This window comes from Isoptericola sp. BMS4 (assembly GCF_011634835.1).
In the GTDB taxonomy this organism is placed as follows: Bacteria; Actinomycetota; Actinomycetes; order Actinomycetales; family Cellulomonadaceae; genus Isoptericola.
Genome location: NZ_SIRP01000001.1, coordinates 2,264,305 through 2,278,072, shown reverse-complemented (window position 1 = coordinate 2,278,072; position 13,768 = coordinate 2,264,305). Strand labels below are relative to the sequence as shown.

The following is a 13,768-nucleotide window of genomic DNA, read 5'->3' as shown; positions in this document are numbered from 1 at the left end:
CAGGCTACCGGCCTGATCAGCGTGCCCTGTCGCCGCGCTTCGCGGCGAGACGGCCGGCAGCGTGTCAGACGACGATGCCGCCGTTCGGCGTCAGCACCCCGGTGAGCAGCAGGACGACGACGACCGCTGCGAGGCCGAGCCGGTACCAGACGAACGGCATGAACGAGTGCGTGGTGATGAGCCTGAGGAAGCCGATGATCACGACGTAGCCGACGACGAACGCCACGAGCGTGGCGACCAGGGTGGCGAACCCGCCGGGCGAGCCCGGGGCAGGGTCGTCACCGAGGGACTTGGCGAGCTGGTAGAAACCGGAGCCGAGGACGGCCGGCACGGCGAGCAGGAACGAGTAGTCGGCCGCGGCCTTGCGCGTGAAGCCCATGAGCAGGCCCGCGGTGATCGTCCCACCGGAACGTGAGACGCCGGGCACGAGCGCCAGCGCCTGGGCGAGCCCGAACGCGATCGCGCGCCGGGGAGTCAGGGTGTCCAGGGTCCGGGTACGCCGGCCGATGCGGTCGGCCCAGCCGAGCAGCAGGCCGAAGACGACCAGGGTGGTCACGGTGATCCACAGGTTGCGCAGCGTCGTCTCGATCGCGTCCTGGAACAGCAGGCCGAGCACGACGATCGGGACCGACCCGAGGGCGATGTACCAGGCCATGCGGGCGTGCGGGTCGTGGGCGCCCATGCGGGCGCGCCAGTCGCGGCCGTGCTTGCCGGCGAGCGAGGTCCACCAGCCGACGCACACGTCCCGGATCGTCCTGCGGTAGTAGAGCAGGACGGCGGCCTCCGTGCCGATCTGGGTGATCGCAGTGAAGGCCGCCCCCGGGTCGCTGGAGCCGATGAGCTCGCCGACGATGCGCAGGTGCGCGCTCGACGAGATCGGGAGGAACTCGGTCAGGCCCTGCACCAGTCCCAGGAGGATCGCTTCCCACGCATTCACGGGCGGCAACACTACCGGGCGCGGCGCGTGCTCCTGCCCGCCGACCACCGCGCCGGTAGCCTTGCGCCCCATGGAGCGTCGAGCGGTGGGCCGGTCCGGCCTGCGGGTGTCCGTGCTGGGCCTGGGGACCATGACGTGGGCGCGGGACACCGACGAGCTCGACGCGGCCGAGCAGCTCCGGGACTTCCTCGACGCGGGCGGGAATCTCGTGGACACGGCCGCCACGTACGGCGACGGCGACGCGGAGCGGCTCATCGGGTCGCTCCTGTCCGGCACGGTGCACCGGGACGAGGTCGTGCTGTGCACCAAGGGCGGGGTCCGCGGCGGTCCCGGCGGCGCGACCGTGGACGCGTCCCGCGGCGGGCTGCTCGCCGACCTCGACGCGTCGCTGGAGCGTCTCGGCACCGACCACGTGGACCTCTTCCTCGCCGCGTGCCCCGACCCGGCCACGCCGCTGGACGAGACGGTGTCCGCGCTGCGGCTGGCGGTGTCGTCCGGCCGTGCCCGCTACGTGGGCCTGGCCAACCACCCGGCGTGGGCGGCGGCGCGGGCCGCCACGCTCCTGACGGGCTCGGGCGCCGACGGCGTCGGGCTGACGGCCCTGGAGCTCGAGTACTCGCTGCTGCAGCGCGGCGTGGAGCGCGACGTGGTGCCGGCGGCGTCCGCGCTGGGCCTGGGCGTGCTCGCCTGGTCGCCGCTGGGGCGCGGCGTGCTCACGGGCAAGTACCGCCGCTCGCTGCCGGCCGACTCCCGTGCGGCGTCACCACACCTCGCGGCGTTCGTCGACCCGTACCTCGACGACACGTCGTCTGCCGTCGTGGAGGCCGTGGCCACCGCCGCGGACGGCCTCGGCCGGGCACCCCTCGAGGTGGCGCTGGCGTGGCTGCTCGCCCGCGAGGCCCTCGCGAGCGCCGTGGTCGGCGCGCGGACGCCCGCGCAGCTGCGCACCTCCCTGGCCGCGGTCGACCTGGAGCTGCCCGGCGAGGTCCACGGCGCCCTGGACGACGTCTCGGCGCTCGAGCTGGGGTACCCGGAACGCTGGTGACCGCCGCCGGGGCGCCCCGGGTCAGCGGCCCGCGCCGCTCCCCTCGCGCCGGGTGGCCGCCTCGTCGAAGTAGTCGTCGTCGAGGTCGTCGTCCTCGGCGTCGCTCCCGTCCTCCGCGGCGTCGTCGTCCGAGTCGTCGTCCGAGTCGTCGTCCTCGCCGTCGTCCTCGCCGTCGTCGAGGTAGAAGGGCGTCACCTCGGCGTACACCTGGGCCAGGGCGTCCTCGTAGACCTCGAAGGCGTCGGCGAGCACCTCGTAGGCGTCGTCGACGGCGGGGTCGTCCTCGCCCCGGCGGGTCGACACCGCGTGGTAGTGGCTCTCCAACGCGGCGACGAAGCGGTCCAGCGCGGCACGCGGGTCTGCGGTCATGCTCCGACCGTAGCGCTCCGCGGGGCACAATGGGCAGACGAAAACGGCTCGTGGACGAAACGGCCCGGGACCACGCCCCTCGCGACCCCGGCCGGGCGGTCCGCGACACGACGTCGTCGGGAGGGCGAGGATGGAGTCGAGCTCGTCGAGGAGCCAGCACGGCACCGGACCGGACCCCGCCGCGGGGAGCCGGTCCGCCTGGCGCAGGCACGGGCAGTACGAGTACCGGGTCGTGACGATCGACCGGGGCACGAGCGTCCCCGACGCTCGCCGGCTGCTCACCGAGGAGGCCGAGTACGGCCGCTGGGAGCTGGCCCGCACGCGGCTCTACATCGGCGGGGAGCGCAAGGTCTGGCTGCGCCGCAAGATCATCAAGGTCTCCCCGACGTTCTGACCCCGTCTGCCGAGGAAACGCATGGTCGAGACCTTTCGCAAGGCACGTCCCGACGCCCCGCCCGGGTTCTTCGCCACGGAGGCCGCGGGGCTGCGCTGGATCGCCGTCCCGGGCGGGCCGCGCGTCGCCGAGGTGCTCGACGTCGGGCCGGCCCACCTGGACCTGACCCGGGTCGCCGCGGCCCGTCCGACGCCGGCCGCAGCGCGCGCCCTGGGGCGGCGCCTGGCCGTCATGCACGACGCCGGCGCCCCCGCCTTCGGCGCCCTGCCCCCGGGCGCCGACGGGCCCGGGTACTTCGGGCCGCTCGACGACCCTCTCGAGCTCGTCTCCGGCGCCTGGGACGACTGGCCGTCGTTCTACGCGCAGGCGCGACTGCGGCCGGTCGTCACGCAGGGCCGCGAGCGCGGCGTCCTCACCGGGCGGGACGCCGACGCCGTCGAGCGCGTCTGCGCCCGGCTCCCCGACCTCGCCGGCGCGGCCGCCGACGAACCCCCGGCCCGGCTGCACGGCGACCTGTGGTCCGGCAACGTGCTGTGGGCCGCGGGGCCCGACGGGCCGGGGACCGACGGGGTCGAGGCCGTCCTCGTGGACCCGGCCGCGCACGGTGGGCACCGCGAGTGCGACCTCGCGATGCTCGCGCTGTTCGGCGCCCCGCACCTGGACGCGATCCTCGCCGGGTACGCCGACGCCCACCCGCTCGCCCCCGGGTGGCGGGACCGGGTGTCGCTGCACCAGCTCTATCCCCTGGCCGTGCACGCGGTCCTGTTCGGCGGTGGCTACGTCGACGCCACCCGCGACCTTCTCGCCGCGCTCGGCGGGTGACAAGCTCGGCGGGTGATCAGCAGGTGCTCAGCAGACGGTCCAGGACGCGCGTGCCGAACCGCAGGGCGTCGGTCGGGACGCGCTCGTCCACGCCGTGGAACATGCCCGCGAAGTCCAGCTCGGCGGGCAGCCGCAGGGGCGCGAAGCCGTAGCCGGTGATGCCGAGCCGGGACAGCGACTTGTTGTCGGTGCCGCCGGAGAGGGTGTACGGCAGCACGGCCGCTCCCGGGTCCTCCGCGTCCAGGGAGGCGACCATGGCGTCGACGAGGTCGCCGGAGAACGGCACCTCGAGCGAGGTGTCCTGGTGGATCGGCTCGATGCGCACGTGCGGCCCGGCGAGCTCGCGCAGCGTCTCCATGCCCTCGGCCTCGCGGCCCGGCAGGAAGCGGGCGTCGAGGGAGGCCTCGGCGCGCCCCGGGACCACGTTGGCCTTGTAGCCCGCCTCCAGCTGGGTCGGGTTCGCCGTGTGCCGCACGGTGGCGCCGACGAACTTCGCGGCCGGCCCGAGCGCGTCGACGAGCGCGTCCACCTGGGCGCGGTCCACGGCGCCGGAGCCGTCCGTGCCGGCCGGGTCGAACGGGAGCCCCGTGAGGTCGGCCACGCCGCGCAGCAGGCGCTCGACGGTCGGTGTCAGGGTGTACGGCCACCGGTGCCGGCCGATGCGGGCGACGGCGGCCGCGAGCTCGGTGACGGCGTTCTCGTGGTTGACCTGGGAGCCGTGCCCGGCGCGGCCGTCGGCGACCAGGCGCAGCCAGCCCAGCCCCTTCTCCGCGGTCTGCAGCAGGTAGGCGCGGCGCCCGCCGACGTCGACGGAGAAGCCGCCGACCTCGCTGATGGCCTCGGTGGCGCCCTCGAAGAGGTCGGGCCGGTGGTTCACCGCCCACTGCGCGCCGTACACGCCGCCGTTCTCCTCGTCCGCGAACATCGCCACGATCACGTCGCGCTGCGGGCGGCGGCCCTCGCGGACCATCTGCCGCACGACGGACAGGATCATGGCGTCCATGTCCTTCATGTCGACGGCGCCGCGGCCCCACAGCAGCCCGTCGGTCTCCTCGCCCGCGAACGGGTCCACCGACCAGTCGGCGGCCGCCGCGGGGACCACGTCGGTGTGGCCGTGCAGGACGAGCGCGGGCCGGGTGGGGTCGGTGCCCTCGATGCGGGTGACGACCGACGTGCGCCCGGGCCGGGACTCGAACACCTCGACGTCGAGCCCCACCTCGGTGAGCAGCCCGGCCACGTGCTCGGCGGCCTCCCGCTCGCGCCCCTCGCCGTTGCCGTAGTTCGAGGTGTCCATGCGCAGCAGGTCGCGGCAGACGCCGACGACCTCCTGCTCGGCGGTGGGATGGGCGGCGCGCCCGCTGGCGGGCTCCGTCTGGCTCTGGGCGATCGGCTGGGACGTCACCCGCTCACCGTACCGGGGCCGTCGTCCGGCGGGCCCGGATCCGGCGCGGAGGGAGGAACGGGGCGGCGGCGCTCAGGCGCCGGGCCAGGCGACCGCGACGGGCAGCCGCTCGGCGACCTCCTCGCGCTCGGCCACGGCTGCCGGCCTCGCGCCGGCGGCGGAGAACGTCGCGAGGGTGGCACGGACGGCCGGGGCGTTCAGGCGGCCGACGAGACGGTCCATCGCGCGCCTGCCCAGGAGCGCGCCGTCGACGTCGACCATCGGGGCCTGCGGCCGGCCGACCACCACGACCCCCGCCGCGTCCGGGCCCGGCGCCGTCGACCACGAGGCCCTCCCCCGCCGGTGCAGGCCGAACAGGGTGCCGAGCCCGAGGTCGGAGGCGTACGGGAGCGCGACCGTGGCGCCGCTGGCGAGCACGTCGTCCACGCCGTCGACTCCCGCCGCGAAGGTGGGCGGGTAGGGGCCCAGGACCGTGAGGTCCACGGCCAGGTCGCGCGCGGCGGCGCGCAGGGCGCGGGTGCGCTGCCCGCTCTGCCAGGAGCGGTCCGGACCGCCGAGGAACGCGACCCGCTCGTGCCCCGCGGCGGCGAGGGAGCGGAGGAGCTCCACGAACGCCGTCGCGGTGTCGGCGACCACGGAGGCGGTGCCGGGCAGCTCGCGGTCCACCAGGACGCTCTGGCGCAGGCCCGTCGCCGTGGTCAGCGTCTCGTCCGAGCAGCGCGGCGCCACCATCAGCACGCCGTCCACCTGGGCGGCGAGGCGCTCGAGGTGCACCAGGTTCTCCCGGCCGGCCAGCTCGTTGACGGCGACCGTGACCTGCAGGTCGTCCTCGGCGGCACGGTCCTGGGCGCCGCCGATGATGGGCGTGAAGAACGTGTTCGTCAGCGTGGGGACCACGAGCGCCACGACACCAGTGCGTCCCCGGGCCAGCTCGCGAGCGGCGCGGTTGGGGACGAACCCCAGCTCCATCGCCGCGGCGAGGACCCGTTCCACCGTGCGCTCCGCCACCAGCTGCGGCTGGCTCAGGGCGCGGGACGCCGTCGACTTGGACACGCCGGCGCGGGCCGCGACGTCGAGCAGTGTGGGCACCCGTTCTCCGTTCTCCTCGTGGCCGTGCCGCCGTCGGCCCGTCGTCGCGCCTGCCCGCTGTTCGGACGGGGGCTGGACGGGAAAGCGGGCGGTCTGGTTTCATACCGTAGCCGATGGAACCGGTTGCGGGAGCGGTTGCGAACGCGACGTCACCCGGCAACCGGCACCACCCACGAACCACGAGGGAGCACATGCGCACACGCCGCCTCACGGCGCTGCTCCTGCTGCCTGGCCTGGTGCTGCTGCTCGCCGGGTTCCTGGTGCCCGCCGCGCTCATGCTCCTGTCGCCGCCGGGCACCGGGACCGCCGACGTCTTCGCCCGCCTCGGGCAGATGCTCACCGACCCCTACGACCTGACGATCATCGGCCGCACCCTCGGGATCGGCCTGACCGTGACCGTCGTCTGCGTCGTCCTCGGCTTCCCCGTGGCCTACCTGCTGGCCCGCTCGACCTCACGCTGGGCGGGCGTGCTGCTCGCCGTGGCGATCTTCCCGCTGCTGCTGTCGAACGTCGTGCGCACGTTCGGCTGGCTGGTGGTGCTGGGCTCGCAGGGCGCCGTCGGGCAGGCGCTCGTGGCGCTCGGGATCGTCGACGAGGCGCCGCAGCTGCTGTACACGCCCCTGGCGATCGTGCTCGGCCTCGTGCAGCTCTTCCTGCCGCTGGCGATCGTCTCCTCCTACTCCGCCCTCGCGCAGGTGGACGCCCGCCTGGACGAGGCCGCCCGCGGGCTCGGCGCGGGGCGGGCGCGGACCTTCTGGACCATCGTGGTGCCGCTCTCCTGGCCGGGCGTCGTCGTCGCCGCCACGCTCGTGTTCGCCGGGTCCATCACCGCCTACACGACGCCGTACCTGCTCGGCGGCTCCCGGCAGCGGATGCTCTCCACGCAGCTGTTCCAGTACTCCAGCTCCACCCTCGACTGGGCGGCCGCGAGCGCCACCGCACTGATCATGACCGTGCTCGTGTTCGGGGTCGCGGCCCTGTCGAGCGCCCTCGGACGCAAGGCGAGGATCGCATGAGCACGCGCCGACCCGTGGCCGCCTCGCTGGCCGTCCTGGGCTACCTCGTGATGATCGGCCCGCTCGTCTTCGTGGTCGTCACGGCCTTCACCGCCGGGTCCACGGTGCGGTTCCCACCGGACGGGTTCTCGCTGCGCTGGTTCGGGGCCGCCGTCGGCTACGAGCCGTTCGTCACCGCGCTGGTCTCCAGCCTGGAGCTGGCCGTGCTGGCCGCCTGCGGGTCCCTGCTGCTCGGCGTGCCGGTGGCGCTGGCCATCCACCGCGGGAGGATCCCCGGCAAGGGCCTGCTGGAGGGACTCTTCCTCTCCCCGCTCATCGTGCCGGAGCTGGTGGTGGGCCTCGCCCTGTACCAGCAGTTCATGGTCGGCCTCGGCATGAACAACTTCACGACGCTGGTGGTCGGGCACACGGTGCTGATGTTCCCGTACGCGGTGCGCGTCACCGGCGCCTCCCTGGCGCTCGTCGACCCGTCCGTCGAGGACGCCGCCCGCGGGCTCGGCGCCTCGCCCGTGCGGACCTTCTGGACCATCACCCTGCCGCTGCTGCGGCCCGGCCTCTTCTCGGCCGCGCTGCTGAGCTTCGTGACGTCGTTCAACAACGTGCCGCTCTCGCTGCTGCTGCAGAGCCGGGACTTCCGCACGCTGCCCGTCACGATGCTCGACTACGTGCAGCAGAGCTACGACCCCATCGTCGCCTCGACGTCGGTGCTCATCCTCGCCGGCACCGTGCTGGTGGCGGTCCTCGCCGAGCGCACCGTCGGGTTCGCGAAGATCTTCGGAGGTATCAACCGATGAGCGCAGCCGAGTTCCGCGCCGTCTCCCAGGTGTTCGGCGACTTCACCGCCGTCGACGCGATCGACCTCACCATCCCCGACGGCAAGCTCACCACCCTCCTCGGGCCCAGCGGGTGCGGCAAGACCACCAGCCTGCGCATGCTCGCCGGCTATCTCAGCCCCACCAGCGGCACGATCCTCGTCGGCGGCCGGGACTGCACCACCACCCCGCCCGAGAAGCGCAACCTCGGCATGGTGTTCCAGTCCTACGCGCTGTTCCCGCACATGACCGTGGCCGACAACGTCGGGTACGGGCTGAAGCTGCGGCGCACGCCGAGGGCCGAGCGGGAGGCCCGCGTCACCGAGGCGCTCGAGATGGTGGGGCTGGCCCACCTCGCGGGCAGCCGGCCCAAGCAGCTCTCCGGCGGCCAGCAGCAGCGCGTGGCGATCGCCCGGGCCGTGGCGATCCGGCCCGAGCTGCTGCTCCTGGACGAGCCGCTGTCCAACCTGGACGCCCGGCTGCGGCTGCAGATGCGTGCGGAGATCCGCCGCATCCAGGCCGAGACCGGCCTCAGCGTGGTGCTGGTGACCCACGACCAGGACGAGGCCCTGGAGATGAGCGACCAGATGGTCGTCATGAAGGACGGCCGGATCCAGCAGCAGGGGTCGCCGCAGGAGGTCTTCCCCGCTCCGGCCAACCGCTTCGTGGCCGAGTTCCTCGGGTACGAGAACTTCATCCCGACGAACGACGCCCTCCTCACCGTCCGCCCGGAGCACCTGCTCGTCGACCCCGACGGGGTCGCCTCCGACGGCGCCACGTCCGGCGGCGTCTCCCTGCCGGGCCGGGTGACCGACCTCGCCTACCGCGGGGTGGACGTGCTCGTCACCGTCGAAGCCCGCGCCGAGGCGAGCGGTGACCCCGTCCGGCTGGTGGCCGACCTGCGCGCCACGACGGCGCCGGACCTGCGGGTCGGCGGCGACGTCCGGGTCGAGGCGGCGCCCGGTCACGTCGTCCCGCTGCCCGCGGGCTGAGCGTCCCCCGCGCGGACGCCCCTCGCACCACCGCCCCTTGCGTCACCGAGAGTGTCCCCTCCGAAAGGAACTGCCATGACCCTGCCCCGCAGGTACCGCGTGCTCCCGGCGCTCGCCGCCACGTCCCTGGTGGCCGTGGCCGGCTGCTCCGCCTCCGGGGGTGACGACGACGCGAGCACCGACACCATCGTCGTCAGCACCTTCCCCTTCGGCGTGGAGGAGTTCACCGAGGCCGTCGTCGACCCGTTCACCGAGGCCACCGGCATCGAGGTCGAGCTCGACACCGGCTCCAACGCGGACCGGCTCTCCCAGCTGCAGCTCGAGGGCGAGGGCACCGGCGTCGACGTCATGCTCATGTCCGACACGTACGTGGCGATCGCCGACGAGGAGGACCTCCTGCAGCCGGTCACCGCCGACGACGTGCCCACGCTGGACGAGATCGCCGGCTTCGCCGTCGACGACGCCTACCCCGGCCCCGCGTACAGCTACCAGCTGAACGGCGTCATGTACGACACGACCGTGCTCGACGCCGAGCAGGCGGCCGCCTGGGACCTGTACGCCGACCCGGCCCTCGCCGGCATGGTGGCCCTGCCCGACATCTCCGTGACGGCCGGCCAGCTCACCGTCTCGGGCGTGGCCGACGCGTTCGGCGACGGCCCCTACGACGTCGACACGGCCTTCTCGACGATGGCCGGCTGGGCGCCGAACGTCCTGCAGTTCTACAGCTCCACCACCGAGTTCACGAACCTGCTCACCCAGGGCGAGATCGTCGGGGGCGTGGCACTCAACGGCTTCGCGACCGACCTGGTCGCGTCCGGCGAGTCGATCGCGTGGACCCCGCCCGCGGAGGGCCGCTACATGGCGACCAACCGGGCCGTGGTCCCCGCCGGTGCACCGAACCCCGAGGGCGCCTTCGCCTTCATCGACTACCTCCTGTCCGTGGAGGCCCAGGAGGCCTCGGCCGAGCTCGTGGGAGACCTTCCCGTGAACCTCGACGCGGAGGTGCCCGCCGAGCTCTCCGCGGTCGTCGGGGACATCGCCGCCGACCCGGCCGCGGCCGGCTACGAGACCCTGGACCCGGCCGAGACCGTCGCGAACCGCAACGAGTGGGTGGACCGGTTCGCGCGCGAGGTCGTGGGGGGCTGATGACCGAGCGGTCCACGACCACGCACGACACGCCGGCGCCGTCCCGGCTCGACCTGCGGCTCCTGCCCAAGGCCGACCTGCACTGCCACCTGCTGGGCACGGTGCGCGCGGGCACGTTCGCGGAGCTGGCGCGGCGCGAGGGCCTCGCGCTGCCCGAGGCTCCCGAGCGGATCTTCGCGTCGATCAACTCCCGGCCGCCGGACCCCGAGCTGTACCGGCACACCCGCGTGCCGATGCCGCAGGGCCGCAGCGACGACGAGCCGGAGCGCTCGTACTCGCTGTTCCAGGCCTCGGAGTGGGTGCGGTCGGTGCTGCGCGACGCCGACGATCTCACCCGCATCACGTACGAGGCGTTCGAGACCGCGCACCGCTCGGGCGCCTGGCACCTCGAGGTCTCGTTCGACATGGTCCCCGCGCACCTGCGCCACCTGGGCTACCCGGCGTGGGTCGAGGCGCACGCCGAGGGCATCCGCATGGCGGAGCGTGACCTCGGCATGACCGGGCGCCTGCTCGCGGCCATCGACCGCAGCGGCACCGGCGAGGAGGCCCTGGACTGGGTCCGGACCGTGACCGACCATCCGCACGAGTACGTCGCGGGGATCGGGCTGGACAACCTGGAGACGGCCGGTCCACCGGAGCGGTTCGCCGACGCGTACCGGCTGGCCGGTGCTGCGGGCCTGGGGCGCACGGCGCACACCTCCGAGCACGTGCCCACCGCCCGCAACGCCGTCACCTGCCTGGACGTGCTCGGCTGCGACCGCCTCGACCACGGGTACTTCGTGCTCGAGGACGACGACGTCGTGGCGCGCATGGTCGACGAGCAGGTGCCGTTCTCGGTGGCCTCGACCACGTCGCGCCGCTCCTGGCGGCCGTGGCGGCGCGCGTCGATCGCGGCGATGGTCGAGGCCGGGATGAACGTCTACCCGTGCTCCGACGACCCGGGGATGTTCCCCACCACCGTGCTGGGCGAGTACGAGATCCTCGCCGAGCAGGTGGGCGTGCCCGACGACCGGCTCGTCCGGATGGCCCGGGCCGGCTTCGAGGCCTGCTGGCTCCCGGAGGACCAGAAGGCCGCCGTCCTGCGGCGGTTCGACGAGACGGTCGCGGGCCTGGCCCGCTGACCTCCCCCCGACACCGGTCGCGGGGCCGTGACCGCCGAGCCCCCCACGGCGGTCACGGCCCCGCGACCGGACCACGACGCAGCACGCCACGCCGCAGCACACCATCGCCCGTGAGGCGCAGCTCGGCGTCGAGCCCGATCCGGTCGAGGAACGCCCGGTCGTGGCTGACGACGAGCAGCCCGCCGCGATAGGCGGCCAACGCCTGCACGAGCTGGTCGGTGCTGGCGAGGTCCAGGTTGTTCGTCGGCTCGTCCAGGACCAGCAGCTGGGCGGGCGGCTCGGCCAGCAGCAGGCGCGCCAGCGTGACCCGGAACCTCTCCCCGCCCGACAGCGTCGCGACGGGCCGGTCGACCTGGTCGCCGCGGACGAGGAAGCGCGCCAGCCAGTGGCGCAGGTCCCCCGGCGCGACGTGCGGGGCGCCGTCCCGCACGGCGTCGAGCACCGTCCGGTCGTCGTCGAGCACGTCCAGCCGCTGGGGCAGGTACCCCACCCGCTCCGTGAGCGCCTCCGCGCGGGCGCCCGACCCGGCTCCGTCGGGCCGGCCGCCGTCCGGCCGGTCGGGTGGCGCGACGAGCATCTCCAGCAGCGTCGTCTTGCCCACCCCGTTGGGTCCGGTGAGCGCCACGCGCTCCGGGCCCGCGAGGACGACGTCGCGCCCGTCGGTGCCCCGCAGCACGGCGAGCCGGCGCGACGACGGGACGTCGGGGTCGGGCAGGTCGACGGTGATGCTGTCGTCGTCCCGCACCGCCCGTCCGGCCTCGCGGACCGCGGCGCGGGCGGCGGACTCCTTGTCCGCCGCCTGCCCGCGGCGGGCCGCCTGCGCCTTCTCCGCGGAGTTGCGCCGGTCGTTGATCGCCGCCTTGACGTAGCGGCGCTCGACGACGTCCTTGCGCCCGCGCCGCTCGGAGTGCGCGATCCGCTCGGCGACCTTGATCCGCTCGCGGCGCTCGCGCTGCAGCACCTGCTCGGCGTCCCGCAGCGCCTGGCGCGCGGCCTCCTGCTGCCCCCGCAGCCACTCCTCGTACGCGGAGTACGGGCCGCCGAACGTGGTGAGCCCGCCCGTGCGCAGCTCGGCGGTGGCGTCCACGAGCTCCAGCAGCGCGCGGTCGTGGGAGACGACGACGAGCGCCCCGCGCCACGTGCGCACGATCTCGTGCAGCCGCTCGCGCGCGTCGCCGTCCAGGTTGTTGGTGGGCTCGTCGAGCAGGGCGACGTCCGCGCCTCGCAGGCGGATCCCGGTGACGGCGGTGAGCACGGTCTCCCCGCCGGACAGCGTCGCGACCCGGCGGTCCAGGACGCCGTCGGACGACGGCAGGCCCGCGGCGTCGAGCGCGGCGACCGCGCGCTCCTCGGCGTCCCAGCCGTCGCCGACGACGTCGAACAGCGGCTCCAGCCGGTCGGCGGGCACGTCGCCGTCGGTGATGGCCCGCACGGCGTCGACGACGTCGCGCACGCCGAGCAGGTCGGCGACCGTCGCGTCGACGTCGAGGGTCAGGTGCTGCGGCAGGTAGTCCGCCACGCCCGAGACGGACACCGAGCCGGACGTGGGACGCAGGCGGCCGGCGACGAGCCGCAGCAGCGTGGACTTGCCCGCGCCGTTGAGGCCCACCAGGCCGGTGCGGCCGCGGGAGAAGGCGCCGGAGACGCCGGCGATCGGGGTGGCACCGTCGGGCCAGGAGAAGGTGAGGTCCTGCAGGACGACGGCGGGGTGAGACTGGTGAAGGGCGGTGGGCACGTGGGCTCCCGGGGACGCGGCGGCGTGCGCCGACGCGGCTGCTCACCGGGGAGGGCACCGGCCCGGGTGCGGGTGAGCGGACGTCAGCGCGAGGTCGTGGGACCGTTCGCCGTGTCCGTCACCGTGCCGTCCTTCCGTCCGCCCCCTCTCACACGCGGCCAGCCCGCGGGGACGGCCACGAGGGTGCCACGCGGCCGGGGCCGGCGCAACCGGAATTCCGGTGGCGCCGGCCCCGGGCACGCCGGCTCCGGTCGTGCGGGCCCTGGTCAGGCCGCGGTGACCGCCTCCGCGGGCCAGGGCTCGTTCGGCCCGCGCCGGTCCTCCGGGACGAGCGAGGCCACCCACGAGTCGACGAGCCGGCCGCGCTGCTGGCCGAACCGCCGCAGGGTGCCCTCGAACCGGAACCCGAGCTTCCACGCGACGCGGCGCGACGCCCAGTTGCCGACGTTCGCGCGCCACCGCACGACGCCGAGCCCCAGGCCCTCCGGGTCGAGCGACCAGTCGACGACGAGGCGCGCCGCCTCCGTCGTCAGGCCGCCGCCGCGGGCGTCGGGCGCGCACCAGTAGCCCACCTCGCCCGACAGCTCGGTACCGGGCTCCCCCGCCCGCGACATGCCGACCATGCCGAGCACCGGGCCGTCGGTCTCGCCGGGGGCGCGCACCGCCCAGGTGAAGTCCTTCTCCTGGGCCCAGCCGTCGTTGACGAACCCCGAGACGAACCCCTCGGCGTCGGACCGCGTGTACGGGGACGGGACGGTGGTCCAGCGCGCGATCGCCGGGTCGGCGCAGATCTCGGCCACCCGGTCCACGTCGGCGGGCGTGGGCACGGACAGGCGGACGCGGTCGGTGGCGAGGACGAACGGTTCCATGCCCGCATCGTGGCACGCG

Annotated in this window: 14 protein-coding genes; 8 read left to right on the top strand and 6 right to left on the bottom strand. The window is 74.7% G+C overall.

Features of this window, described 5'->3' with window-relative positions; translation table 11 throughout:
* Positions 1-64 precede the first annotated feature (64 nt).
* A complete protein-coding gene (locus EYB28_RS10175) occupies positions 65-937 on the bottom strand; it encodes an undecaprenyl-diphosphate phosphatase (protein ID WP_166847350.1) in 873 nt (290 codons plus the stop codon).
* 70 nt (positions 938-1,007) lie between these two features.
* Between EYB28_RS10175 and EYB28_RS10170 the strand changes: the two genes are divergently transcribed.
* Entirely contained in the window at positions 1,008-1,982 is a 975-nt protein-coding gene (locus EYB28_RS10170; RefSeq protein ID WP_166847348.1) for an aldo/keto reductase, read from the top strand.
* Positions 1,983-2,003: 21 nt separating this feature from the next.
* On the opposite strand, the gene EYB28_RS10165 is transcribed toward EYB28_RS10170, so the two are convergent.
* Positions 2,004-2,351, bottom strand: a complete 348-nt coding sequence (locus EYB28_RS10165; RefSeq protein ID WP_166847346.1) for a primosomal protein — start codon at positions 2,349-2,351, stop codon at positions 2,004-2,006.
* 130 nt (positions 2,352-2,481) lie between these two features.
* Here EYB28_RS10165 and EYB28_RS10160 point away from each other — a divergent pair, with 130 nt between their 5' ends.
* Both EYB28_RS10160 and EYB28_RS10155 read left to right on the top strand, forming a co-directional pair.
* Positions 2,482-2,745 carry a DUF5703 family protein gene (locus EYB28_RS10160; RefSeq protein WP_166843765.1) on the top strand — a complete coding sequence of 88 codons (264 nt, stop codon included), beginning with the start codon at positions 2,482-2,484 and terminating at the stop codon, positions 2,743-2,745.
* A gap of 21 nt (positions 2,746-2,766) precedes the next feature.
* Positions 2,767-3,567: a fructosamine kinase family protein gene (locus EYB28_RS10155; RefSeq protein WP_166847344.1), complete on the top strand. Its 801-nt coding sequence runs from the start codon at positions 2,767-2,769 to the stop codon at positions 3,565-3,567.
* Positions 3,568-3,583: 16 nt separating this feature from the next.
* Here the strand turns inward: EYB28_RS10155 and EYB28_RS10150 are convergent, their stop codons facing one another.
* On the bottom strand, positions 3,584-4,954 hold the full coding sequence (locus tag EYB28_RS10150; protein WP_166852137.1) for a M20/M25/M40 family metallo-hydrolase: 1,371 nt from the start codon (positions 4,952-4,954) through the stop codon (positions 3,584-3,586).
* Between the two features lie 87 nt (positions 4,955-5,041).
* Positions 5,042-6,058, bottom strand: coding sequence for a LacI family DNA-binding transcriptional regulator (locus EYB28_RS10145; RefSeq protein WP_166847341.1), 1,017 nt, complete (start codon positions 6,056-6,058; stop codon positions 5,042-5,044).
* A gap of 191 nt (positions 6,059-6,249) precedes the next feature.
* Here EYB28_RS10145 and EYB28_RS10140 point away from each other — a divergent pair, with 191 nt between their 5' ends.
* The 5 genes from EYB28_RS10140 (at position 6,250) to EYB28_RS10120 (ending at position 11,145) form a co-directional block, all read left to right on the top strand.
* A complete protein-coding gene (locus tag EYB28_RS10140; RefSeq protein ID WP_166847338.1) occupies positions 6,250-7,074 on the top strand; it encodes an ABC transporter permease in 825 nt (274 codons plus the stop codon).
* The gene (locus EYB28_RS10135; RefSeq protein ID WP_166847335.1) at positions 7,071-7,868 is read left to right on the top strand and encodes an ABC transporter permease; all 798 of its coding nucleotides are present in this window, start codon (positions 7,071-7,073) and stop codon (positions 7,866-7,868) included. The genes EYB28_RS10140 and EYB28_RS10135 overlap by 4 nt, the downstream gene beginning before the upstream one ends.
* The gene (locus EYB28_RS10130; protein WP_166847332.1) at positions 7,865-8,878 is read left to right on the top strand and encodes an ABC transporter ATP-binding protein; all 1,014 of its coding nucleotides are present in this window, start codon (positions 7,865-7,867) and stop codon (positions 8,876-8,878) included. The genes EYB28_RS10135 and EYB28_RS10130 overlap by 4 nt, the downstream gene beginning before the upstream one ends.
* Positions 8,879-8,953: 75 nt before the next feature.
* Complete coding sequence (locus tag EYB28_RS10125) at positions 8,954-10,024, top strand: extracellular solute-binding protein (RefSeq protein WP_166847329.1); 1,071 nt, start codon at positions 8,954-8,956, stop codon at positions 10,022-10,024.
* Positions 10,024-11,145: a hypothetical protein gene (locus EYB28_RS10120; RefSeq protein WP_240930493.1), complete on the top strand. Its 1,122-nt coding sequence runs from the start codon at positions 10,024-10,026 to the stop codon at positions 11,143-11,145. The genes EYB28_RS10125 and EYB28_RS10120 overlap by 1 nt, the downstream gene beginning before the upstream one ends.
* Positions 11,146-11,197: 52 nt before the next feature.
* Here the strand turns inward: EYB28_RS10120 and EYB28_RS10115 are convergent, their stop codons facing one another.
* A complete protein-coding gene (locus EYB28_RS10115; protein WP_166847326.1) occupies positions 11,198-12,880 on the bottom strand; it encodes an ABC-F family ATP-binding cassette domain-containing protein in 1,683 nt (560 codons plus the stop codon).
* Positions 12,881-13,146: 266 nt separating this feature from the next.
* Positions 13,147-13,749 (bottom strand): GNAT family N-acetyltransferase, encoded by a 603-nt coding sequence (locus EYB28_RS10110; protein WP_166847323.1) that lies wholly within the window; start codon positions 13,747-13,749, stop codon positions 13,147-13,149.
* Between the last annotated feature and the right edge of the window lie 19 nt (positions 13,750-13,768).

Bases quoted from the DNA above. Each gene is read 5' to 3' on its own strand.
- EYB28_RS10155 (WP_166847344.1), top strand. From the start codon at position 2,767: ATGGTCGAGACCTTTCGCAAGGCACGTCCCGACGCCCCGCCCGGGTTC.
- EYB28_RS10130 (WP_166847332.1), top strand. From the start codon at position 7,865: ATGAGCGCAGCCGAGTTCCGCGCCGTCTCCCAGGTGTTCGGCGACTTC.
- EYB28_RS10135 (WP_166847335.1), top strand. From the start codon at position 7,071: ATGAGCACGCGCCGACCCGTGGCCGCCTCGCTGGCCGTCCTGGGCTAC.
- EYB28_RS10140 (WP_166847338.1), top strand. From the start codon at position 6,250: ATGCGCACACGCCGCCTCACGGCGCTGCTCCTGCTGCCTGGCCTGGTG.
- EYB28_RS10165 (WP_166847346.1), bottom strand. From the start codon at position 2,351: ATGACCGCAGACCCGCGTGCCGCGCTGGACCGCTTCGTCGCCGCGTTG.
- EYB28_RS10160 (WP_166843765.1), top strand. From the start codon at position 2,482: ATGGAGTCGAGCTCGTCGAGGAGCCAGCACGGCACCGGACCGGACCCC.
- EYB28_RS10125 (WP_166847329.1), top strand. From the start codon at position 8,954: ATGACCCTGCCCCGCAGGTACCGCGTGCTCCCGGCGCTCGCCGCCACG.
- EYB28_RS10170 (WP_166847348.1), top strand. From the start codon at position 1,008: ATGGAGCGTCGAGCGGTGGGCCGGTCCGGCCTGCGGGTGTCCGTGCTG.
- EYB28_RS10110 (WP_166847323.1), bottom strand. From the start codon at position 13,749: ATGGAACCGTTCGTCCTCGCCACCGACCGCGTCCGCCTGTCCGTGCCC.
- EYB28_RS10120 (WP_240930493.1), top strand. From the start codon at position 10,024: ATGACCGAGCGGTCCACGACCACGCACGACACGCCGGCGCCGTCCCGG.